Source organism: Planomonospora corallina (assembly GCF_042650625.1).
In the GTDB taxonomy this organism is placed as follows: domain Bacteria; phylum Actinomycetota; class Actinomycetes; order Streptosporangiales; family Streptosporangiaceae; genus Planomonospora_B; species Planomonospora_B corallina.
Genome location: NZ_JBHSBM010000017.1, coordinates 424,265 through 446,798, shown reverse-complemented (window position 1 = coordinate 446,798; position 22,534 = coordinate 424,265). Strand labels below are relative to the sequence as shown.

General features: G+C 74.2%; 20 protein-coding genes and 1 riboswitch. Of the genes, 8 read left to right on the top strand and 12 right to left on the bottom strand.

Features of this window, described 5'->3' with window-relative positions; translation table 11 throughout:
• Positions 1–1,673: 1,673 nt before the first annotated feature.
• Entirely contained in the window at positions 1,674–2,810 is a 1,137-nt protein-coding gene (locus ACFOWE_RS15210; protein ID WP_377288122.1) for a hypothetical protein, read from the bottom strand.
• Between the two features lie 386 nt (positions 2,811–3,196).
• Here ACFOWE_RS15210 and ACFOWE_RS15205 point away from each other — a divergent pair, with 386 nt between their 5' ends.
• Positions 3,197–3,901, top strand: a complete 705-nt coding sequence (locus tag ACFOWE_RS15205; RefSeq protein WP_377288120.1) for a hypothetical protein — start codon at positions 3,197–3,199, stop codon at positions 3,899–3,901.
• Here the strand turns inward: ACFOWE_RS15205 and ACFOWE_RS15200 are convergent.
• The 8 genes from ACFOWE_RS15200 to ACFOWE_RS15165 all read right to left on the bottom strand — a co-directional run bounded on the left by ACFOWE_RS15200 (position 3,841) and on the right by ACFOWE_RS15165 (position 12,645).
• A complete protein-coding gene (locus tag ACFOWE_RS15200) occupies positions 3,841–4,509 on the bottom strand; it encodes a response regulator (protein WP_377288118.1) in 669 nt (222 codons plus the stop codon). The genes ACFOWE_RS15205 and ACFOWE_RS15200 overlap by 61 nt on opposite strands.
• A 275-nt stretch (positions 4,510–4,784) precedes the next feature.
• Positions 4,785–6,302, bottom strand: coding sequence for a serine/threonine-protein kinase (locus tag ACFOWE_RS15195; protein WP_377288116.1), 1,518 nt, complete (start codon positions 6,300–6,302; stop codon positions 4,785–4,787).
• A gap of 8 nt (positions 6,303–6,310) precedes the next feature.
• A complete protein-coding gene (locus ACFOWE_RS15190; RefSeq protein WP_377288114.1) occupies positions 6,311–7,960 on the bottom strand; it encodes a hypothetical protein in 1,650 nt (549 codons plus the stop codon).
• Between the two features lie 241 nt (positions 7,961–8,201).
• A complete protein-coding gene (locus ACFOWE_RS15185; protein ID WP_377289132.1) occupies positions 8,202–8,801 on the bottom strand; it encodes a Uma2 family endonuclease in 600 nt (199 codons plus the stop codon).
• 66 nt (positions 8,802–8,867) lie between these two features.
• A complete protein-coding gene (locus tag ACFOWE_RS15180; protein WP_377288112.1) occupies positions 8,868–9,659 on the bottom strand; it encodes an adenosylcobinamide amidohydrolase in 792 nt (263 codons plus the stop codon).
• Positions 9,656–10,432, bottom strand: a complete 777-nt coding sequence (locus tag ACFOWE_RS15175; RefSeq protein ID WP_377288110.1) for an ABC transporter ATP-binding protein — start codon at positions 10,430–10,432, stop codon at positions 9,656–9,658. Before ACFOWE_RS15175 ends, ACFOWE_RS15180 begins: the two co-directional genes overlap by 4 nt.
• Entirely contained in the window at positions 10,429–11,403 is a 975-nt protein-coding gene (locus ACFOWE_RS15170) for a FecCD family ABC transporter permease (RefSeq protein WP_377289130.1), read from the bottom strand. Before ACFOWE_RS15170 ends, ACFOWE_RS15175 begins: the two co-directional genes overlap by 4 nt.
• A gap of 285 nt (positions 11,404–11,688) precedes the next feature.
• A complete protein-coding gene (locus ACFOWE_RS15165) occupies positions 11,689–12,645 on the bottom strand; it encodes an ABC transporter substrate-binding protein (RefSeq protein ID WP_377288108.1) in 957 nt (318 codons plus the stop codon).
• 72 nt (positions 12,646–12,717) lie between these two features.
• Positions 12,718–12,852, bottom strand: a riboswitch (cobalamin riboswitch).
• A 147-nt stretch (positions 12,853–12,999) separates the two neighbouring features.
• Between ACFOWE_RS15165 and ACFOWE_RS15160 the strand changes: the two genes are divergently transcribed.
• Positions 13,000–13,581 (top strand): histidine phosphatase family protein, encoded by a 582-nt coding sequence (locus ACFOWE_RS15160; protein WP_377288106.1) that lies wholly within the window; start codon positions 13,000–13,002, stop codon positions 13,579–13,581.
• A 149-nt stretch (positions 13,582–13,730) separates the two neighbouring features.
• Complete coding sequence (locus tag ACFOWE_RS15155) at positions 13,731–14,153, top strand: hypothetical protein (protein WP_377288104.1); 423 nt, start codon at positions 13,731–13,733, stop codon at positions 14,151–14,153.
• Between the two features lie 197 nt (positions 14,154–14,350).
• Here the strand turns inward: ACFOWE_RS15155 and ACFOWE_RS15150 are convergent, their stop codons facing one another.
• The 3 genes from ACFOWE_RS15150 to ACFOWE_RS15140 form a co-directional block, all read right to left on the bottom strand.
• Positions 14,351–14,632, bottom strand: a complete 282-nt coding sequence (locus ACFOWE_RS15150) for a hypothetical protein (RefSeq protein WP_377289128.1) — start codon at positions 14,630–14,632, stop codon at positions 14,351–14,353.
• A gap of 110 nt (positions 14,633–14,742) precedes the next feature.
• On the bottom strand, positions 14,743–14,979 hold the full coding sequence (locus ACFOWE_RS15145) for a DUF397 domain-containing protein (RefSeq protein WP_377288102.1): 237 nt from the start codon (positions 14,977–14,979) through the stop codon (positions 14,743–14,745).
• Positions 14,980–15,840 (bottom strand): helix-turn-helix domain-containing protein, encoded by an 861-nt coding sequence (locus ACFOWE_RS15140; protein ID WP_377288100.1) that lies wholly within the window; start codon positions 15,838–15,840, stop codon positions 14,980–14,982.
• A 184-nt stretch (positions 15,841–16,024) separates the two neighbouring features.
• Between ACFOWE_RS15140 and ACFOWE_RS15135 the strand changes: the two genes are divergently transcribed.
• From ACFOWE_RS15135 to ACFOWE_RS15115, 5 genes are all read left to right on the top strand, one after another.
• On the top strand, positions 16,025–16,603 hold the full coding sequence (locus tag ACFOWE_RS15135; RefSeq protein ID WP_377288098.1) for an ATP-binding protein: 579 nt from the start codon (positions 16,025–16,027) through the stop codon (positions 16,601–16,603).
• Positions 16,604–16,989: 386 nt separating this feature from the next.
• Positions 16,990–19,398: a helicase-associated domain-containing protein gene (locus ACFOWE_RS15130; RefSeq protein ID WP_377288096.1), complete on the top strand. Its 2,409-nt coding sequence runs from the start codon at positions 16,990–16,992 to the stop codon at positions 19,396–19,398.
• Between the two features lie 83 nt (positions 19,399–19,481).
• Positions 19,482–20,537: a FecCD family ABC transporter permease gene (locus ACFOWE_RS15125; protein ID WP_377288094.1), complete on the top strand. Its 1,056-nt coding sequence runs from the start codon at positions 19,482–19,484 to the stop codon at positions 20,535–20,537.
• The gene (locus ACFOWE_RS15120) at positions 20,534–21,583 is read left to right on the top strand and encodes a FecCD family ABC transporter permease (protein ID WP_377288092.1); all 1,050 of its coding nucleotides are present in this window, start codon (positions 20,534–20,536) and stop codon (positions 21,581–21,583) included. The genes ACFOWE_RS15125 and ACFOWE_RS15120 overlap by 4 nt, the downstream gene beginning before the upstream one ends.
• Positions 21,580–22,374, top strand: coding sequence for an ABC transporter ATP-binding protein (locus ACFOWE_RS15115; protein ID WP_377288090.1), 795 nt, complete (start codon positions 21,580–21,582; stop codon positions 22,372–22,374). Before ACFOWE_RS15120 ends, ACFOWE_RS15115 begins: the two co-directional genes overlap by 4 nt.
• Positions 22,375–22,534 lie beyond the last annotated feature (160 nt).

Here is a 22,534-nt window from a genome sequence, read left to right as displayed (position 1 = left end):
GGTGGCGAACGCGCCCTCCCCGCCGGTCGAGATCCGCACGTCGGCCAGGGCGGCCTTGGGCCGCAGCACCCCGTCCTGCTCGACCAGGGTCGTGTCGACGGGAGCCCAGGCGCCGTCCTGCTTCACCCGGACCGGCCCGGGGGACAGCTCGGTGGTGAAGGTACGGCCGTCGGGCTGCGCATGGGTGATCGACCGTTCGGTGGTCTCGGCGCTCACCTCCACGGGGGAACCGGTCTTCCCGGCCTCGGCCAGCGCGGCGTCCTTGTCCCGGAGGGGCGCGGACACCTGCGGGGAGGCCGGTTCCGTGCCCTGCGGCGCGGCGGTCTCCGTCGCGGCCTCCGGAGAGGCCGCGGGTGCGGGGGCGGGGGCCGCGCCCGCCGCGATCGTCTTCTCCTTGACCGCCCGCTCGGACGGAGAGGCGGTGGCCGCCCGCACGACGCGGCCCGGTGCCGCGGGGGCGACCGGCCCGATCCCGGTCCCTCCCCCGTCGCCGCCCTGCGCGGCCGTACGGCGCCAGCTCCGCTCCTCCAGCACCTGCCCGGCCAGCCAGCGGAAGTCCCGGTGGGCGTTGCCCTCGAAGTCGGTGACCGACCTGGGCTCGTGGTCCCTGTGCAGGCCCCGGAAGAACGTGGTCGAGTTGACCGAGTATCCCTCCGGGTCGGTTCCGGAACCCTTGACCGTCCGCACGGTCTCGTAGCCCCGGTAGTCGTTCCAGGTGATCTCGTCGAGCTCGTGAGTCAGATAGTTGCGTTCGAGCTCCCAGGCCGGCGTGCCCTGGTACTCGTAGGAGGTGACCACCGCCGGTGATCCGGCGACCATGTCCCGCTCGACGACGCGCTTCACCAGGAACTTGGGGTGCACGGCCAGCACCGGGCGGCGGACCTGCGGGCTGTAGCTGTCGTCCTCGGTGCGGGCCCACCCCCAGTACTGGAACTGGGGGAAGCAGTCGAATCCGGCCTCGGACCACGACTGGTCGCGCAGGCCGCTGGTCGGGCAGGGGTTCTCCTGGCCGTAGCTCACCTCGATCCGGCCGCCCAGCCCGTTGTGCACCCGGGCGATGCGCGGCAGCGCGACCAGGTACGAGTGCTCGCCCGCGTCCGGGGAGCCTGCGGGAAGGCTCCCGTCGTAGAACTCGGTGCGGAACCCGAACGGCTTGACCGCGTCGAACTCGACCGCGGGCAGTCTGATCTCACCCGTGCCCGCGGTGCCGACCGGGCGAATGTAGTCCAGCCACATCGCCGGGTCGTCGGCGCCCGAGGACGTCCAGTCGCCCTTGGTCAGGTAGAGCTGCCTCAGTTGCAGCTTCGAGACGTCCTCCCAGGCCGCCTGGGCGTTGGGCCGGGAGTGGGTGACGATCGAATCCAGCCGCTTGGAGAGGAAGAAGACCGGGGAGCCGGGAAGGCACGCGTTGCTCCCGGTGGAGCAGTCGAGGTCGGCGGGAACGTCCCAGGAGGTGGTGCAGACCATGTCGTAGCACTCGTGCTTCCACGACCCGGTCGGGTTGGCCGTGGGCGTCGGCGCGGGCGGCGCCTCGGCGCACGGGTCGGCGACCGGGTCGGCCAGCGGGTCGTCGACCGCCATGCCCTCGGCGCAGCGCCGTACCGAGTTGAACACCGTCCTGGCCGTGGCCGCGCTGCCCGCGACGTTGGTGTTGGCGCCCCACTGCACCCGGCTCAGGTAGCCGCCCCGGTCGTACTCCACCGCGACGTTGCACGGGACGTAGGCGCTCCCGTTCCAGCAGGTCTTGTACTCCTTGACGTACTGGTTGGTCTCGCGGGTCCAGGAGTACTCGGTGACGTTCCCCTTGGCGTCGACCGCCCGGTCGAGGTTCCAGCGCCACACGCCCGTGCAGGACGGGACCGGCTCGGGCTCGTCGGGGGTGTAGTCCCCCGGAGGGTGGAGCGGCCAGCCGCCGGAGGGCGGTGCGGGGTAGGAGCCGTGGCAGGGTTCACCCGCGTCGTCGCCGATGAAGGGGATCTGCCAGCGCGACTCCGGCTGGAGCCGAACGTGTGCACGTCCCCCTCCTGGGTGGTGATCTCCCAGGAGGAGCCGCTGCCGCCGGAGCCGTCGTCGCCGATGAGCCGGATCCGCCAGCCGAAGTCGTTCTCGGTCTTCCACTGGCCGGTCTCGCGGTCCTTCAGGAGCCGGGAGGATCTCCCGTCCAGGGACAGCACCAGCTCCGAGTTGGTCGGGTCCGAGGTGGCGTCGTCGCCGTCGTTCTCGTCCGGCGACTCCCAGCACTGGTGCCCGCTGTCCTCCTGGTAGGGGTGCTTGGCCTGCTTGGGCAGCACGTCGGTGGAGCACGCCCGGTAACGGCGTTCGATGAAGCCGAGCCCCGCCACGTCCCAGCCGAGGCCGACCCAGCCGGACTGGGAGTTGGAGATCCGCGTCATCCCGTCGACCGTGGACGAGTCGTAGGCCAGCGAGAGTCCCGGACCGGATCCGGACGGCGACGGCGGTTCCGGCAGCGGATAGGAGTAGGTGAAGGAGCCGGACGACAGTCCGGTCTGCCACGTGCCCGACGGCTTCAGGTCGGTCGCCTCGAAGTTGCCCGCCGTACCGGAGGAGGCCGTCGCCGCGGCGGAGGACATCAGCAGGTAGACGGAGCCGTCCGACGGCGCGCCCGCGGGATCGGTGATGCCCGGTACGGCCTCGGCCCGCGTACGGCCCGGCGGCGCGGCGGCCGCGTCGACCTGGGCGATGATCCGCCCGCTGTCGGCGTCGTTGACGAACGGCACCTCCTGCGGCCGCAACGAGCACTGCCGGCCCTCCGGCAGCCGCCCGAGAACATGCGAAACGTGCGGCGTCATGAAAGGGCGCTCACGTCATAAAGCAGACATAAAAGAACCGGCCCACATGATCACCAGCGGGTCCGCACCCCGTCAACACCGATTTTGATCATCATTCATTACGCACAGTAAGTAAAAAGGGAAAGTCAAGTTTCCGGATGCATATCGACTGATCAACGGCATGGACCTCACCGGGCGTCCGGAGGGAGCCGCCGGAAAAAGTCATGGCCGCCGTCCGCATCCCGGACTCCTCGCCGTACCGGGCCCGCCTCCCGCCGGGGTGACGCCTCTTACCTCCGCAGAGGGAGGCCGGATCAGCCCGGGGGCGGACGACCGGGCGCGGCCGCGCCGACTACCTTCCTCGGCGTCGGGCCGGTCAGGCCCCGAGCACAGGTGAGGAAACCCCCATGATCAGAGATTCGGCCGACTTCCGGCGCGTCGCCTCCGGCGTGCTGCTGATCGTCGCCCCGCTCCTGCAGGCCGTCGCCGTCGTCATCGACCCGGGCACCTGGGGCGACGACCGCGAGGCGGTCAGCTACGGCGCCAACCCGGCACTCGCCCAGGCCGAGTCGGTGCTCTACCACTGGAGCTGGATGCTGATGGCCGTGGCGGCCTTCGGGCTGCTGCACGTGGTCCGGCGCCGCGCGGTCGTGCTCGGCCACATCAGCGGCGCCATGACCGTCACCGGCTACATCACCATGTCGGCGCTGCTGATGACCGACCCGGTCGAGTGGTGGCTGGGGCGGCGCCACTCCCCCGAGCAGGCGCAGGAGTACCTCGAGCAGATGATGGACCTGCCCGGCATGCTCATCGGCTACCAGCTGCCGTGGACGGTCTTCGCCATGCTGGGCCTGCCGCTGCTCACCGTCGCCGTCTGGCGGGCGGGGGCCGCGCACTGGTGGGTCCCGCTCACCGTGGCCGTCGGCTACCTCGCCTCCATGGCGTTCGAGTACGGCCCGCTGACCATCCCGTTCTGGGTCGCCCCGGTCGTCGCGCTCGGCTCGGTCGGCGTGCGCTTGCTGCGGATGAGCCGCGAGGAGTGGATCTCCTACTACCCGACGGCCGCGCCCGGCCGCACCACGCCCGACTCGTACGCGAAGACCACCGCCTGAGCGCGGTCGCGCAGGTGCAGCTTCATGAGCACGCGCGCCACGTGGGTCTTGACCGTGGCCTCCCCGACGAAGAGCTCGCGCGCGATCTCGGCGTTGGTCAGGCCGCGGGCCAGGTAGCGCAGCACCTCCAGCTCCCGCGGCGTCAGCTCGGAGAGCCTGGGCGGGGGCACGGGCTCGTGGTGGCCGGCGAAGGAGGCGATGACGCGGGTGGTCACCGCCGGGTCCAGCAGGGCGTCGCCGCCGACCACGACGCGGACGGCCTCCACGAGCTGCTCGGGCGGGGAGACCTTGAGCAGGAAGCCGCTGGTCCCCGCGCGCAGGGCGGCGTAGAGGTTCTCGTCGGTGTCGAAGGTGGTGAGCATCACGACCTTGGGCGGGTGGGGTCCGCCGAGCAGCTCCCGGGCCGCGGCCAGGCCGTCCATGCGGGGCATGGAGATGTCCATCAGGACGATGTCCGGCCGCGTGCGGCGGGCCGTGGAGACCGCCTCCAGCCCGTCCGCGGCCTCCCCGACGACCTCCATCCCGGGCTCGCTCTCCACGACGAGCCTGAGCCCGGCGCGGACCATCGCCTGGTCGTCGGCGATCACGATGCGGATGACGTCGTTCATGCTGCTGCCTCCTCGGAAAAAGCGGGAGCCGTGCGGAAGTCCGGAACCCGCCCTCGCGGCGCCGGCCCGTCCCGGGCGCACCGGTGAGGGCGCCGCGGCGCCGCTCGCGGAGGCCGTGCCCGGCGCCGTGCGGGGGAGCCGGAGAAGGGGGAGGGAAAGCGCCATGCCGGGAGACTAAACCGTCACCCTTCCATTGCATACCGGACAAACCGCCCAGACAAGTCGCTTACAAGTGGGCCACAAGTCCTCGGACGGCCCGCCCCGGGCGCGCGCCCTCAGGAGGCCGGGAAGGACACGCTCCGCACGAGCCTGCCCGCCAGCGTGTCGTCGCAGCGGCTCGGCGCGCAGAAGTAGATCATGAGCGCGGGCTCGTCCGGCCGCTCCACCGCGTACCCGACGAAGTCCAGCCGCCCGCCCTGCTGCGGGTCGGCGATCGTGCCCTCCAGCCGTACGGCGGGCCGCCCGCCGACCCGGACCTGCACCACCTCGGACAGCACGCTCACCGTGCCGGGCAGCGACGACTGCAGGGTCTCCTGGAGCTGCTGGGACCCGCCACGCGGGTCGAGCGTGTCCAGCGTCTGCGCGTAGACGCCGGTGGCCTCCTCCGGCTCCGTCCTGATGATCTCGTTGACGGCCGCCCAGTCCGCGGTCACCGGCGTGCTGAACAGGGTCCGGAACTCCTCGGCCCGCGGCGCGGAGACCGTGAACACGTCCGCGTGCTGGATCGTCGTCCAGTCGGCGGGGTGCTCGAAGGCGACCGGGACCGCGTCCGACCCCCGGTGGGCGGCCCAGGCGTCGTCTCCGCGCAGGACCACGGCGAGCGCCGCCACCAGCGCGACGATCACCGCGATCGCCGCCCCGGCCCCGACGAGGATGCGCCGCCCGCCCGGCCGGGACGCGCGCACCTTCCGCGTGCTCGGCCGGGTCTCCTGGATCCGGTAGGACTGGCCGCTGATCGCGTCCCGCAGCTCGGTGACGAACTCGGTGCAGCTGGCGTAGCGCTGCTCCGGCGCCTTGGCCAGCGCCCGCCCCATCACCGCGTCGACCTCCGGCGGCAGCTCGGACCGGAGCGTGGTGAGCGGCGTGGGCGGCTCGGCCAGGTGCGCCCAGAGCAGCGCGATCTCATTGTCGCGCTGGAACGGCAGCCGCCCGGCGAGCGCCTCGTAGACCACGCAGGCCAGGCCGTACTGGTCGCAGCGGCCGTCGATGGTCTCCTTGTTGATCTGCTCGGGCGACATGTAGCGGGGGGTGCCGATGAACTGGTCGGTCTGGGTCAGCCCGGAGATGGAGGTGCGGTGCTTGGTGATGCCGAAGTCGGTGAGGTAGACGTGCTCGCCCTCGGTGTGCCCGGCGATCAGGATGTTGGCGGGCTTGACGTCCCGGTGGATCAGGTCGTGCGCGTGCGAGGTGTCCAGCGCGGCGGCGACCTGGGCGAAGATCCGGTTGACCTGGCTGACCGGGAGCGGCCCCCGCTCCTGCAGCAGGCGGCGCAGGTCGGGGCCGTCGACGTAGCGCATCGCGATGTAGAGGGTGCCGTCGGCGGCGGCGTCCGCCTCGTAGATCGGGATGATGTTGGGGTGGTCGATGCCGGCGACCGTCCGCGACTCCAGGATGAAGCGCTGGCGGAACCGGTCGTCCTCGCCGAGCAGCGGGTTGAGGACCTTCAGCGCCACCCGGCGGTCGAGCCGGGAGTCCACGGCGAGGTAGACCACGGCCATGCCGCCCTTGCCGATGACGTCCTCGACGCGATAGCCCGCCACGTCCTGGCCGATGAGCGCTCTCTCGTTGTTCACCGGCGCCGTCACACCTCGGCCGGATGCCCGCAGAAACCGCAGAACCGGTGGGCCTGGCCCAGCCGCATCCCGCAGGCGGTGCAGTACTTCTGACCTGCGCCGCCCGCGACGGGCTGCGGCACGGTGCCCGTCCCGCCGGTCCCCGGACCGGCGTCCGCGCCGGAGCCCCGGGCGCCGCCCGTGCTCCCGCCCGCCGTGCCGTCCGCGCCCGGTCCCCGGGCGACGAGCACGGGACCGCCCGGCCCCGTGGACGGCCCGCCGGAGGGGAGTTTCGGCAGGGCGGGGAAGGACCGGCCGACCACGACCGTGGGGTTGGCGCCCTCGTCGGCCTGCGGCCGGCGCGGGAGGCCGACGGGCGGCTCGGGGACCGGCGGGCCCGTCTCCACGGTCCCGCCCTCCTCGCCCGGCCCGTCCTGGGCGGCGCGCCGCCACAGCAGCAGCGCCCCGGCGACCACGGCCGCCACCAGCACCCCGCCGCCGGCCAGGAACGGCCAGAGCGGCGGGCCTCCACCGTCGCCGGCGGGCGCGGCGGCGCTCCTCGTCCCCTCGTCCTCGGCGGTGCCCCGCTTGGCCTGCGAGGTCTTCAGGTGCGCGGCGGCCACGACGTGCCCCGGGTAGAGGTCCAGGACGCGCTGGAAGGCCGGGACGGCGTCGCCGTAGTACTTGGTGTGGAAGCGGGTCAGCGCCTGCTCGAACGCGGCGTCGATCGGGCCGCGCCGGGCGGTGACCTTCGCCTCGGCCAGCGCGGCGGTGATCTCCCGGACGCCGATCATCCGGCCGTCCTTGCCGCCGCCCACCAGCAGCCCGACGACCTCGCCCTTCTTGTCCTCGATCACCGGTCCGCCGAGCAGTCCCCTGTCGATGAGGGCGCCCAGCTTCACCGGCTCGTCGGCCTTGCCCTCGGGGTCCCTGAACCGCCGGCCGCCGTCGCCGGCGCCCCCGGCGCGCAGGTGGGCGATCTCCACGGTCTCCGGCCGGTCCGCCGCGGGCCGCCCCGTGAACCCGGCGACCGCGACCGGCGCGCCCTCGGTGTCGGGCACCTTGGCGCCCAGCGGCGCGGTGGGCATGCCCGTCCCGCCGTCGGCCCGGCCGACCGGGACCAGCACCGCCGGGCTGTCGGGCCTGTCCCCGGCCCGGGCGATCTCGGCCCGGAAGCCCTCGTCGTCGGCGGGCGCGATGTTGGGGAAGATCCGGATCTCGGTGGTGGCCTCGATGATGCAGGTCGCGGTGGACCTCTCGGGCGGATAGCACTGCTGCAGGTGGCGGTCGAGCCGGTCGTCATCGAGCTTGTGCCGCTCGAAGTCCGCCGGGACGTCGACCTTGTGGTGCTCGGCGAAGATCTTGTTCGCGGCGTACACCTTGACGTCCTTGCCGGTCTCCACGACCCGGGTCAGGGTGACGACCGCGCCCTCGGGGTTGACGACCGTCCCGGTGCCGCTGCCGATCGGCACCTCGTACTCCTTCTTGATGTGGACGATGTCGTCGAGGTGGTCGAGCAGGGTGATCTCCACGTGCGCCGTCGCCTCGACGCGGACCACCGCGGGGGTCACCAGGTCGGTGATCCCGCTGGGGTGCTCGTGCGCCAGGGCGGCGGGCATCGCGGCGACCGCGAGCGCGCAGCCGCCGAGGAGTGCCAGAACCGTTCCGAGCCGCCGCATCGCCACTCCCTAGGGGATAGGACCAGGGTCGCAACCTATCGCCGGAAGTCAATAGAGCGCCGGGTGAACAGCGCATCGATCCCATAACCGATCAGCGGCCGGGCCCCGGAACGCGCCCGGCGGGGGCGGGGCCGTTCTCCGTCCGCCGCGGCGGCCTCCGTCCGGCCCCTGCGGCGAAGGATCGGCCCCCACGGCGGATAGTCAGGCCCGGCGGCGGAGGATCGGCCCCCGCGGCGGGCGGTCAGCCCCGGCGGCGGAGGAGCGCGGCGGGGTCGAAGGCGACCTCGAACGGGGCGGTCAGGGCGGCGGTCTCCCCCGCCTCGTGCTTGTCGGCGGGCTTGTACTCGCCGTCGGCGAGCTCGTGGACGTACAGCGCCGGCCCCTCGTCGAGCTCGATCCGCCAGTAGAGCGGGATGCCCGCCTCGGCGTAGGCGGAGCGCTTCAGATGCCGGTCGCGCCCCTGCGTGCTGGGGCTGACCATCTCGACTGCCAGCAGGACGTCCTGTGGCCGGAACATCAGCTCGTTCGCCTCGACGGTCTCCGCCGGCACCACGACGAGGTCGGGGATGAAGAAGTCACGGGGCCCCACCCGGAGGTTGACCTCCGGCAGCGGCTGGAGTTCCAGCGGCGCGGCGTCCTCGAGGATCCGCAGGAGGCGCGCGATCGCGAGTTGGTGCAGGGGGACAGGCGAGGGACTCACCAGCAAGCTCCCGTTGAACAGCTCGTAGCGGTTCCCGTCGTCGGGGAACCGCAGCAGGTCGTCGACGGTGAACGGCGGCCTCCCCGCCAGAACCGTCCGCTCGTCCTTCGGCTCCGTCACCGGCTCCGTCGTTGCCATCATCGTCACCCGCCTGATTATGGAGAGCTCCGGCCTCGCCGACATGCTACTTCCCGGAATTTCCTCACTTCATGTGTTCAGGCCGTCACGGTGGGCCCAGTCGCGGGCGCCCTGCCGTACGGCCCGGTGGACGGCGCGGGCGACGCGGGCGCCCCAGACGGAACGGGGGCCGCCGAAGGGCTCCTCGGGGCCCTCGGCGGGGGCGACGACGCAGACGGCGTCGGAGGCGGTGCCGGTGCAGGCGAACCCCTCCTCGACGAGCGCCTGGGTCTTGGCCTCGGTCACCGTCATGACCGCGTTGACCAGCGCGGCGTCGCTGAGCGCGACCGGGACCGTCACGACGATGTTGATCGTGCCGGGGACGTACGGCGCCGCGGACGCGGGACCGGCCGGAGAAGCCGTGGGCGCGGGGCCGTGCCCTGCGGGAGGGGAAACGGACGGGGACGCGGGACCGGCGGGCGGGGAGGCGAGGCGCATGGGCGCGAGCTCGGGGTCGGGGACCCCCTCGGGGGAGGCGGCCCAGGTGGGCACGCGCAGGCCGACCGTGGCCACGGCCCGCGCCCCGCCGTCGGCGGCCCGGGTGAAGCGCTCCACCGCGGCGGCGGTGAGCATGCCGACGCCGGGGCCGGGCGGGGCCAGCTCGCGCAGGTGCTCGACCGGGTCCATGCGTGCGTAGCCCCCGGGCACCTGGGCGTTCAGCACCCACTCGACCGGGCCGATGCCGCCGCCGACCAGCGCGGAGGAGACCGCCCGCAGGCCGGGGCCGAACCGCCACAGCAGCGAGGCCAGCCGGACCCCGTCCTCCACGCGGTGGCCCAGCGTGAAGGGCCCGGTACGGCCCGGCGGGGGGATCACGGTCATCGGGGGCGCTCCAGGTGGACTCCGGGCCTGCCGCCGGGGCCGGTCTCGACCCGGACGCGGGCGCCGAAGTGCTCGTCGATCAGCTCCTCGGTGAGCACGTCCGCGGGCGCTCCCGAGGCCGCCACCCTACCGCGCGAGATGAGCGCCATCTCCTCGGCGTACTGCCCGGCCACGCTCAGGTCGTGCAGGGTCGTGACCACGGTCAGCCCGTCGGCCAGCCGGAGCCGGTCGACGAGTTCCAGGACCTGCTGCTGGTGGCCCAGGTCGAGGGCCGTGGTCGGCTCGTCCAGCAGCAGGACGGGCGCCTGCTGGACGAGCGCCCGGGCGAGCACGACCCGCTGCCGCTCGCCGCCGGACAGCCGGCCGAGCCGGCGGGAGGCGAACGGCTCCAGCCCCAGCCGCCGGAGCACCGACGCCGTCGCCTCCCGGTCGGCGCGGCTCTCCCGCCCCAGATACGGGATGTACGGCGTGCGGCCCAGCAGGGCGTAGTCGAAGACGGTCATGTCGGCCGGGAGCGCCGGGGACTGCGGGGCGTAGGCGATCAGCCGGGCCCGCCTGCGGGGCGGCAGGCGCCGGAGCGGCATGTCGCCGACCAGCACCTCGCCCGTGCAGGGCAGCACCCCGGCCAGCGCCTTGAGCAGCGTGGACTTGCCCGCGCCGTTGGCCCCGATCACGGCGAGCCAGCCGCCGTCGCGCACCCGCAGGTCGACCCCGGACAGCACCTCCCTGCCGTCGAGGGAGACTCCCAGGCCCTCGGCCCGGATCCGGCTCATGCCGTCCCCTGCCGGGTCATGCGCAGCACGGCGACGAAGAAGGGCGCGCCGACGAAGGCGGTGACCACGCCGATGGGCAGTTCGGCCGGGGCGAGCGCGGTCCGGGCGATCACGTCGGCGAGGACGAGGAAGGCGGCGCCGCCCAGCAGGGAGAGCGGGAGCACGACCCGGTAGGAGCCGCCGGCCAGGCGGCGCACGACGTGCGGGACGACGATGCCGACGAAGCCGATCAGCCCGCTGACGGCCACGGCCGCGGCGGTGGCCAGGGAGGCGGCGAGCAGGACGGCGAGCCGGGCCCGGGCGGCGTGCAGGCCGAGGCTGGCGGCCTCGTCGTCGCCGACGGAGAGCACGTCGAGCACCCGCCCGTGCAGGAGCAGCACGCCCGCCGAGACGGCCGCGTAGGGGGCGACGAGGGTGAGCTTCTCCCAGCCTCCGCCGACGTCGCCGAGCATCCAGGCGTAGATGCGTTCGAGCTCGTCGACGCCGAGCTGCTGCACGAACGTCTGGCCGGCGGTGAAGAAGGACGAGACGGCGACCCCGGCGAGGACCAGGGTGGCGGTCCCGCCGCCTCGGCCCGCGACGTTGCCCAGGGCGTAGGCGAGCAGCACGCCGCCCACGGCCCCGGTGAAGGCCGCGACCGGGATGACGAGGGAGACGTCGTTCCCCTCCAGGAAGACGATCGCCGCCGTGGTCGTGAGCCCGGCGCCCGCGGCGGCGCCCAGCAGGTAGGGGTCGGCGAGCGGGTTGCGGAACACGCCCTGGTAGGCGGCCCCGGCGAGGGCGAGCAGGCCGCCGACGACCGCGCCGAGCAGGACCCGGGGCAGGCGCAGCTCCAGCAGCAGGTTCTGCTCGACGGGGGTGAGCCCGGCGTCGGCGGAGACCAGCGGGAGCCAGTCGGCCAGCTGCAGCACGACCTGCCGGGGGGTGATGCCGGCCGCTCCGCCCAGCAGCCCGGCGACCACGGCGGCCAGCAGGGCGCCGAGCGCGAGCGCGAGCGGCCCGGGCCGCAGCCCGGCCGCCCGCCGCGGGGCGCCGGAGGAAGGTCCGCCGGCGGAAGACCCACCGGCGGAAGATCCGCCGGCTGGGGGCTCCGCGGCCGAAGGCCCACAGGCTGCCGGCTCTGCGAGCTCGGCGGGCGCTGCGGGATCCGCGGCCGGAGACCCGTCGGCGCGGGGGAGGACCGGGTCCTCCCCCGCGGCCGGGACCCGGTCCTCGGTGCGGCCGGCCGCGCCGGCGCGGCGGGGCGGCGGGGTCACCTACTTCGCCGCGGCCTTGCCCACGGCCTCGCCGACCTGCTGGACGAGGTCGGCGACGCGCGGTCCCCAGCGGGAGGCGATGTCGTCGTCGAGGGCGATCACCCGGTCGCCGGTGACGGCGGAGAGCTTGGACCAGCCGGGGCGCTTGGCGAGGGTCTCCCCGGACTGCCCGCAGCACTTGGTGTCGGCCAGGAAGATCAGGTCGGGGTCGGCCTGGGCGACGAACTCCGCCGAGAGCTTGGGGTAGCCGCCGGCCAGGTCCGGGGCCTTGTCGGCGATGTTGGTCAGGCCGAACAGGGAGTAGACCTGGCCGACGAAGGTGGTGGAGGTCACCGAGTAGGGCGTGGTGTCCAGCTCGTGGTAGTAGGTCAGCTTCGCGTCCTTGGGCGCGGCGGCCACGGCCTCCTCGATCTTCTTCTTCATGCCGGCCACGACCTGCTCGGCCCCGGCGGCGTTGCCGGTGGCCGCGCCCAGGTCGGCGATCTGGTCGTAGGCGTCGTCGAGCTTGGCGGCGGCGGGCTCCAGCAGCACCGGGACGCCGACCTTGGTCAGCTTGGCGACGATGCCGTCGGTGTCCGTGGCGAGCACGACCAGGTCGGGCTTGTGCGCGATGACCGCCTCCGCGTTCGGCTTGAAGCCGGACAGGTCGGTCCTGGGCGCCTCGGCGGGGTGGTTGGACTGGTCGTCCACCGCGACGACCTGGGACCCGGCGCCGACGGCGAAGAGGGCCTCGGTGGCGGTGGGCGAGAGGGAGACGATGCGCTCGGGCCGCGCGCCGATGGTGACGGAGCCGTTGCCCGCCTCGACCGTGACCGGGAAGCCCGGCGCGGCGGCGGAAGGAGCTCCGGAGGAGGAAGAGGAGGTGCTCGGAGAGGCGGTGGTGGCGCTCTGGCCGCAACCGGCCAGGGTCAGCACACCCAGGAGAGCGCCCGCGAAGGCGGTGCGTACGGGCCGCACGGGGAGGTCCTTTCACTTGCTGGAACCGAGGACCCGCGAGAACGCGACGGGCCACCCTTTTCCGCGAGGGTCGACGGCGTCGGCGCGGTGGCAGGCGACCTGGCTCGGCCCGGAGGCCATGACAGTTGCGGGACAGCGCCGGACTCGCACCGGACTTCGCTACACACTGCGCGTCGGACAAACGGTACCAACTCCCCCGGCATCCGGACGCGTCTGACCGGCCTGCCGGCCGGACCGCACCTCTGCCGCACCCCTCCCGCACCCCTGTCACCGCGGCGCTCCCGGGGCGCGCGGAGGCCCGGAGGCACCCTCGCCCGGGGTCCGCGGGAGCCGAGACGGCATGATGGACCCACCATGGACGAGATGATTCTGCTCCGGCACGGCGAGACCGAGTGGAGCCGGGACCGGCGGCACACCGGCCGCACCGACATGCCGCTGACACTCCGGGGCGAGGACGAGGCGCGGGCGCTCGCCCCGCTGATCTCCGGCAGGCGCTTCGGCCTGGTGCTGGTCAGCCCGGCCCTGCGGGCCCGCCGGACGGCCGAGCTCGCCGGGCTGGACCGCTACGAGACCGACCCGGACATGTGGGAGTGGGACTACGGAGGCTACGAGGGCATCACCACCGCGACGATCCGCGAGACCCGCCCCGACTGGTACCTGTGGCGCGACGGCGTCGTCCCCGGCGACGCCGCGCACCCCGGCGAGAGCATCGCGCAGGTCGGCGCCCGCGCCGACCGGGTCCTCGAGCGCGCCCGGGCGGCCACCGGCGCGGTCGCGCTGGTCGCCCACGGCCACTACCTGCGGATCCTGGCCGCCCGCTGGATCGGCCAGGATCCCGAGGAGGGCCGTTTCCTCCGGCTGGACACCGGCACCTACTCGCGTCTCGGCTTCGAGCACGGCCGGCCGGTGATCCTCACCTGGAACGCCCCGGTCTGACCGGCCGCCGGCCGGGCCGGCGGTGGGAGCCGGGAGCGGAGGTCGGTCAAGGGGGATCTCGCAAAGCACTACCGGCGGGACCGGAAGGGGCAGCGGCGGGCGGGTAGGAAACGGGGTTCGGGTCCGATCCACCACCGGAAGGACTGATCATGAGAATCCTGGCCCGTGCCCACCAGATCCCGGCCCGGTCCGCCGCCGGGGCGATCATCCTGAACTCGGGACTGGCCAAGGGCTCCGCCGACAGGGAGACGGCCACCGGGCTCCACGGGATGGCGGCGGGGACCTACCCGTTCCTCGCGGACATGGACCCCGAGGAGTTCACCCGGCTGCTGTCCAGGGCCGAGATCGCGCTCGGCGCGGCGCTGCTCGTCCCCGTCGTGCCGTCGCTGCTGGCCGGCCTCGCGCTCACGGCCTTCGCCGGAGGACTGCTCGGCCTGTACCTCAAGACACCGGGACTGCGGCAGGAGGGGAGCCTGCGTCCCACCCCGGAGGGCAACGCGATCGCCAAGGACGTCTGGCTGATGGGGATCGGCGCCGGGCTGGTGGCCGAGGAGCTCGTCTCCTGCCCCTGACTCCGGCCTGTGCCCCTGACCTGCCCCTGATCCCGGTCCGTGTCCCTGATCCGCGCCTCTGTCCCCGGCCCGGCCGCCGTACCGGGGACCGCCCGTGCGACCACCGCGGCGGGTGCGGGCCGTACGGGGAGCGCCCGGCCGGCGGCGCGGCGGGTGCGGGCCGTACAGGGGAGCGTCGGCCGCTCGGGGCGGGCGGCTCAGGCCGCGGCCACCGCGGCGGGCAGCGGGCCCCGGCCGGTCAGCCACTCGACGACCCTGCGGTGCCCGTGGCAGGCGTCCTCGAAGTGGCTCCAGCACCAGTAGCGCGGCTGGTCGCGCACTCCGGTGACCCAGGTGCGGTAGGCCACCGGAGCGTCCGCGCCGTCCGCGCCGTCCGCCCGGTGCGCCTGGGCGACGCCGTAGGTGCGGATGACGACACGGCCGCCCGGTGCGAACAGCACGTCGTCGGCCACGGGATACAGGGTCGTCCGGTCCATCATGTTCAAGCCCCCAGATGAGTGTGACCCGAACTCTGCCCGGACGGCCCTCCTCCTCTGTTACACGGCCGGTGCCCCCGGGTTAACCATGGGCCCGGTGTGTGAAAACGGCGTTACACCGTCAGGCTGTCGAACTCCCCGTCCTTGACCCCGAGCACCAGCGCGCGGATCTCGTCGCGGGTGTAGATCAGGGCGGGCCCTTCGGGGAAGCGGGAGTTGCGGACCGCGACGCTGCCGTCCGGCAACTCGGCGAGCTCCACGCAGTTGCCCGTCGAGTTGCTGTGGCGGCTCTTGCGCCAGCGGGCCCCGGTCAGCTCCGTGGCCGGCATGCCGTTGTAGGTGTGCTTCATTTAGATCTCTCTGAGAAGGTCGCCGAGGACCTCGGCGGTGCCCCCGGGCGTGGTGCTCTCCACGCACAGCTGCTCCATGGCCGTGAGGTAGGGATCGATGTCCTCACGCTTGTCCAGGTAGAGGGCACCCCAGAGCTGCTCGACGTAGACGACGTCCGACAGGTCGGACTGGGGGAATCGCAGGATGCTGAACGCGCCGCCCTCGGCCGCGTGCATGCCGAACCGGAAGGGCATCACCTGGAGGGTGATGTTGGGCAGCGTGGCCACCTCCAGCAGGTGCCGGAGCTGCTCACGCATGGTCTCCCTGCCTCCGATCGGCCGCCTCAGCGCCGCCTCGTCGATGACGGCCCACAGACGGGGGCCGTCCTTCTTCGTCAGGCGTTCCTGCCGCTGCATGCGCATGTGCACGCGGCGCTCGATCTCGGCGTCGGGCACGTCCGGGTAGCCCAGCCGGATCACGGTGCGCGCGTAGGACGACGTCTGCAGGAGACCGGGAACGAACTGCACCTCGTAGGTGCGGATCACGCTCGCCGCCTCCTCCAGCCCCACGTAGGTGGCGAACCAGTTCGGCAGCAGATCGCCGTACTTGTGCCACCAGCCGGGGGTGTTCGCCTCGCGGACCATCTCCAGCAGGCTGCGCCGCTCCGCGTTGTCGAGCACGCCGTACAGGGTGAGCAGGTCCTCCACGTCCCGCGTCTTGAAACCCACGCGGCCCAGCTCCATACGGCTGATCTTGGACTCGGAGGCGCGGATGTGGAATCCGGCCGCCTCGCGGGTGAGCCCTTTCTCCTCACGCAGGCGGCGCAGGCTCGCGCCGAGCATGATGCGCCGGACGGTGGAACCGGTACCCGGGGGGTCCATGGACACGTGGTGCTCCTCGCTCGCTTCCTGATCAACAGTGTGTCATTCCGCGACCCGGGATCTCCCCTGTCGCGAGCAAGATCCCCTTTCTTTACGGACTGCCGAAACAGGGGTAACCGTAGCGGTTGCACCCTGCTTGTGCACGTGCATCCGCTCTTGCACATGCACGGGAGTTCGGTCCATCATGATCTGCGTGCAGTCCGCCCGAACCGCGCCCTCCCGCCCCTCCTGGACGGCGCTCGACTGGTGGCCGCCCGTCGGCTGGTGGCCCGACCCGGCGCGCGACCTCCTGACCCCGCCCGCCGGCTCCCCCGCCGCCGGGACCGGCGCCGATGCCCACATCGAGGCCGGCACCGGGGCCGCCGAGGCCAGCGCCACCTTCGTGCTCCCCCCGCACGCCGGGTCGGTCCACTCCGCGCGCAGCTTCGCGGCCGGGGCGCTCGCCGGGTGGCGGCTCGACGAGCTCGCCGAGAACATGGGACTGGTCGTCTCCGAGCTGGCCACCAACGCCCTGCGGCACGGCCTGAGGCTCGCTCCCTCCTCCCGGAGCGGGGAGCCGGTCCGGCTCTCGCTCATCCGCCGGGGCCGCCTGGTGGCCTGCGCGCTCAACGACCCGGGCGCCGGCACCCCCGCCCTCCGCGACCCCTCCCCGCTCGAGATCGGCGGGCTGGGACTGCACATCGTCGAGTCGCTGAGCGTGCGCTGGGGCTGGGCACCGCTCGCTCCGTACGGCAAAATCGTCTGGGCCGTCCTCCGCCCCTGACCCCGTCCGGCCCGGCCCCGCGGGCCACGACCCCGCCCCCGACCCCGACCACCCCGACCCGGCAGCCGGGTCCGGGCCTCCCGGCGCGGGAGCCCGGCGCCCCGGCGCGAGGACACCGCGTCCCGCCCGCCCCACCCCGAGCCTTCCCCGGAAAAAGGCGCCGCCTCTTCCCCTCATCCGGCGCCCCACCGGTCCCGGGTCCGGCACCCCCGCCCGCCGGACCCGGGACCGGTGCAAACCCCCCTCCGAGCGCCACACCACGCCCGTTCGGCCAAGCTCGTCGCATTCTGCGTGGTGCAGCCCCTGATGAGATGCCTTCTGCACTACCGTTGAGGGCCATGGCTCACGGAGAGTCCCCACGCGAGATTCCGTAAGAGAGCTGCGAGATGGACGATCACCTGCTCGGCTGGCTGAGAACCCTCGACGAGGAACGGCTCGCCCGCATCCTGGCCAACCGGCCGGACGCCATCGACCCTCCGTGGCCGCGCCGCCTGAGCACCCTGGCGCAGCGGCTGGGCGGCGGCTTCGCCGTGATGGAGGCGCTGCGCGGCCTGCCGCTGCCGGCGCTGGAGGTCGTGGAGGCCGCGCTCACCCTGGGTGACGGCGCCGGCGAGTCCGACCGCCCCGCGGCGCTCGCCGAGCTCCTCGGCGCGCCGGAGGCGGAGGTGGCGCCCTGGCTCGGCCTGCTGGCCGACCACGCCCTGGCCTGGACGGACGGCGAGGGCCGGGTCCGGGTCGTCGGCGCGCTCGCCCGCTGGTGGACGGCTCCCTGCGGGCTCGGCACGCCGCTCGCCCGCTACCTCGACTCCTGGACGGTCAGCGCGGACGCCCTGCGCGCGCTCGCCCGCTCACTCGGCCTGCCGCCCGGTCCCAAACGGCGCATGGCCGCCGGCGTCGCCGAGGTGCTGACGGCGCCCTCGCGGGTCACCGCCCTGCTGGCCCGCGCTCCGGAGGGCACCGACCGGCTGCTGGAGGACTTCGTCTGGGACGGGCCGGTCCGCCAGGTGGACGGGGGCCGGTTCACCGTGCCGGGCTCGCCGGAGAAGTGGGCCGCCGACCACGGTCTGCTCTTCCGCACCAGCTGGAACGTGGCCGAGATGCCCCGGGAGGTGGCGCTGGCCCTGCGCGGCCCCGACTACCGCCCGCCCTTCACCCCCCGCCCGCCCGACCTCGCCACGCTCCCGGTGGATCCCGAGAGCGTGGACCACCTGATGACGCTGGCCGCCCCGCACGTGGTCGAGCGCTGCGCCGCGCTGCTGGACAACACCGCCAAGACCCCGCTGCCGCTGCTCAAGGCGGGCGGGATCGGCGTGCGCGAGGTCCGCCGGGTGGCCAGGGAGACCGGTTGCGACGAGGACGAGACCCGGCTGCTGCTGGAGATCTGCGCGGTGGCCCGCCTGCTGGCCTGGGACGAGTCCGCCGGCGGGCTGGTGCCCACCGAGCGGTTCGACCGCTGGCGGCTGGACGACGCGCCGGCCCGGCTCCGGGTGCTGCTGGCGGCCTGGTGGCGGATGGAGCGCTCGTCGCTGCGCCGGGTCGGCGGCAGGTACGGCACGCTCCTCGGCGACGACCCGGCGGGGCCCGCGGTGGCCCGGATCCGCCGGACGGTGCTCGGCGTGCTGGCCCGCCTCCCGGCGGACACCGCCTGCGCCGACACCGGCGGCCTGGTCCGCCTCGCCCACTGGCACGCCCCCCTCCTGGACCGGGAGCTGCTGGCCCAGTGCGCCCCTGGGGTGCTGGAGGAGGCCCGGCTGCTCGGCCTGGTCGCCCACGACGCGATCACCGACCTGGGGCGTGCGCTGGCGGCCCTGGACGGCGAGGCCGGGGACGAGGCCGACGACGCCCGCCCCCGCGTCGAGCACGACCCGGCCCTGGTCGAGTGCTCCGTCCGCGCCCTGGCCAGCGTGCGGCGGAGCGCGCTGTTCGGCGCCGACCTGACGGCGGTGGTGACCGGTCCGCCCTCGGCGGAGCTGGCCGAGCTGCTGGACCGGACCGCCGACCGGGAGTCGCGCGGCGCCGCCTCGGTCTGGCGCTTCTCGGCGGCGAGCGTCCGCCGTGCCCTGGACGCCGGGCACCGCCCCGACGAGCTGCTGGCCGAGCTGGCCGAGGTGGGCACGGTCCCCCAGCCCCTGGAGTACCTCGTGCGCGATGTGGCCAGACGGCACGGGGAGGTGACCGTGACCACGGTCGCCTGCATCGTGCAGGCCTCGGACCCGGTGCTGCTGGCCGAGATCGCCGCCCACCGGCGGCTGGCCCGGCTGGGCCTGCGGCTGCTCGCCCCGACCGTGCTGGCCAGCGCGGTGCCCGCCGACCGGACCCTGGCCGCACTCCGGGACAGCGGCTACGCCCCGGTGGCGGTCGAGGACGGAGGGGAGATCACCGTCCGCCGGACCCGGCCCGAGGAGCCGCAGGGCGGCCGGTTGATCCTGCTGCCGGGCGGGCAGGTGGCCGAGCTGGAGCAGTCCGTGCACTCCCTGGCCGAGCCGGTGCCCGACCCCCTCGAGCACGCGCGGCGGCTGCTCGCCTCCGGCGGCGAGGAGGGCCGGCCCGCCGGCCGCACCTGGGCGGTCATCGGGCGCATGGCCTCCCGGCTGCCGACCGCCCAGCAGTCCCTGCTCGGTTTCGTGGTGGACCGGGGCGTGCGGGCGGCGATCACGCTGGCCGACGGGCTGACCGCCACGATCAGCCACGGCGAGCTGCGCAGCGGCGTGCTGGACGCCTGGTGCGAGGAGGCCGGGGACTATCTGGAGTTCCCGCTCGCCGAGATCGTCGAGGTCCGCGGCGCCTACGCCTGAGCCGCCCCCGGTCCCCTGCTGAGCACTCCCTGTTTAGATTAGCCTTGCCTAAGCGCATCGCATATGGGGAGAAAGGAGGCCCGGTGGGCACGGCCGACGTGATCACGGTCGCCTCGGGCGAGGCACGGGCCCGGCAGCGGCGGCGCTCCGCCCTGCTGGCCGCCGGGCTGCTGGGCGGCCTGGGCGTGCTGGCGCTGCTGGTGCTGGCCGGCATCGCGGTCGGGTCCCGCTCCGTCCCGTTCGCCACGGTGCTGGACGCGCTGACCGCCTTCGACGGCTCCACCGACCACACCGTGGTCCGGGACGTGCGCGTGCCGCGCACGCTGCTCGGCGCCGGGGTGGGCGCGGCCCTCGGCCTGGCCGGGGCGCTCATGCAGAGTCTGACCCGCAACCCGCTCGCCGACCCCGGCCTGCTCGGCGTCAACAACGGCGCCGCGCTCGGCGTGGCCGTCGCCCTGGGCCTGCTCGGCGTCTCCGACCCGGCCGCCTACGTCTGGTTCGCCTTCGCCGGGGCGGCGCTCGCCGCGGTCGCCGTGTACGCGCTGGGCTCGGCGGGACGGTCCGGCGCGAGCCCGGTACGGCTGGCGCTGGCGGGCGTGGCCCTGGGCATGGTCTTCCAGGCGGCCTCCTCGGCGATCCTGCGGGCCGACAGCGCCACCTTCGACCGGATGCGGTTCTGGCTGACCGGATCGCTGGCCGGGGCCACCGCCGAGGTCGCCGTCCGGCTGGCGCCGTTCATGTTCGCCGGGCTGCTCCTCGGCCTGCTGCTGGCCTGGCCGCTCAACGCGCTGGCGCTGGGCGAGGAGGCGGGACGCTCCCTGGGCGTGGACATCGGCCGCACCCGGGGGCTGACCGCGCTGGCCATCACCCTGCTCTGCGGCTCCGCCACCGCCGCCGTCGGGCCGCTCTGGTTCGTCGGGCTGGTCGTGCCGCACGCGGTACGCCTGCTCACCGGTCCCGACCAGCGCTGGCTCCTGCCGTACACCGTCGTGCTCACCCCGGTGGTGCTGCTCGGCGCCGACATCCTCGGCCGGGTCGTCGCCCGGCCCGGGGAGATCCAGGTCGGCATCATGTGGGCCCTCGTCGGCGCGCCGGTGTTCATCCTTCTCGCCCGGCGCAGGAGGCTCGCCGCCCTATGACGACCACCCCGATCTCCCCCCGGCGGCGCGGCGCCGTGATCGCCCTGCGCGTCGCCTCCTGGTCCCTCCGGCTCTCCCCGCGCGGTCTCGTCTCCGGCGCCGCCCTCATCGCGGCGGGGATCGCCGTCAGCCTGGCCGCCCTGTCGACCGGCGAGTTCACCGTCCCGGTCCCCGACATCGTCGACGCGCTCCTCGGCCAGGGCACCCCGGCCGCCGAGCTCATCGTCGGCAGGCTCCGCGCGCCCCGGGTCGTCACCGGCCTGCTGGTGGGCGCGGCGTTCGGGCTGAGCGGGGCGATCTTCCAGAGCCTCACCCGCAATCCCCTGGGCAGCCCGGACTTCATCGGCTTCACCGCCGGCGCCGCGACCGGCGGCATCCTCACGGTCGTGCTGGGCGGCACCGCCTGGCAGGTCGCGGGCGGCTCGCTGCTCGGCTGCGTGGCCTGCGCGGCGGTGGTCTACGCGCTGGCCTTCCGCAGCGGGGTGCAGGCCCACCGGCTGATCCTGGTCGGCATCGGCGTCAGCGCGCTGCTCACCTCCGCCGACTGGTACCTGCTCACCCGGGCCAACATCAACGACGCCGCCACCGCGGGCGCCTGGCTCACCGGCAGCCTGAGCGGGCGCGGCTGGGAGCACGCGCTCCCGGTGGCCGCCGTGGTGGCGCTGCTCCTGCCGGTCTGCGCGCTGCTCTCGCGCCCGCTGCGGATGATGGAGATGGGCGACGACTCGGCCCGGGCCGTCGGCATCCGGGTCGAGCCGGTGCGCGCGGCGGCCGTCGCCGCGGGCGTGCTGCTCTGCGGCGTCGCGACCGCCGCCGCGGGCCCGGTGGTCTTCGTCGCGATGGCGGCCCCGCAGCTGGCCCGGAGGATCACCGGCTCCCCCGGCGTCACCATGGTCTCCTCCGCCCTGACGGGCGCGGTCCTGCTGGTGGCGGCCGACCTGGCCGCGCAGCGCCTGCTGGCCCCGGCCCAGCTGCCCGTGGGGATCATGACCGCCGCGATCGGCGGCACGTACCTGGTGTTCTTGCTCCGGAAGGAACGACGTTGAGACTGCAGGGCAGCGGCCTGACGCTCTCCTACGACAACCGCGTGGTCGCCACCGGCCTCGACGTGGCGATCCCGGACGGCTCCTTCACGGTGATCATCGGTCCGAACGCGTGCGGCAAGTCCACCACGCTGCGCGCGCTGGCCCGCATGCTCAAGCCCTGCGCCGGAGCGGTCCACCTCGACGGCTCCCTGATCACCTCGCTCCCCTCCAAGGAGGTCGCCCGCCGGCTCGGCCTGCTCCCGCAGACCTCGATCGTGCCGGACGGCATCACCGTGGCCGACCTGGTCGGCCGGGGCCGCTACCCGCACCAGCGGCTGATGCGGCAGTGGTCGAAGGAGGACGAGATCGCGGTGGCCTCGGCCATGGCGGCGACCGGCGTGGCCGACCTGTCCGACCGGTGCGTGGACGAGCTCTCCGGCGGTCAGCGCCAGCGCGTCTGGCTGGCCATGGCACTGGCGCAGGAGACCCCGATCCTGCTGCTGGACGAGCCGACGACCTTCCTCGACATCGCCCACCAGATCGAGGTCCTCGACCTCTGCGCCGACCTGCACGAGCAGGGCCGGACGCTGGTCGCGGTGCTGCACGACCTGAACCAGGCCTGCCGCTACGCCACCCATCTGATCGTGATGCGCGCGGGCCGGATCGTGGCCGAGGGCGACCCGGCGGAGATCGTCACCGCGGAGCTGGTCCAGGAGGTCTTCGACCTGCGCTGCGAGATCATCCCCGACCCGCAGAGCGGCACCCCGCTGATCGTCCCCGAGGCCCGCCGCCGCACCCGCGCCACGGCCTGACCGGCCCGCCCGCCTGCACCGGCCTGACCGGCCCGCCCGCCTGCACCGGCCTGACCGGCCCGCCCGCCTGCACCGGCCTGACCGGCCCGTCCGCCCGCACCGGCCTCCGGCCGGGAGCGGCCCGGGGCGCGCGGTCACCGGCCGGGCTGCACCGGTCCCG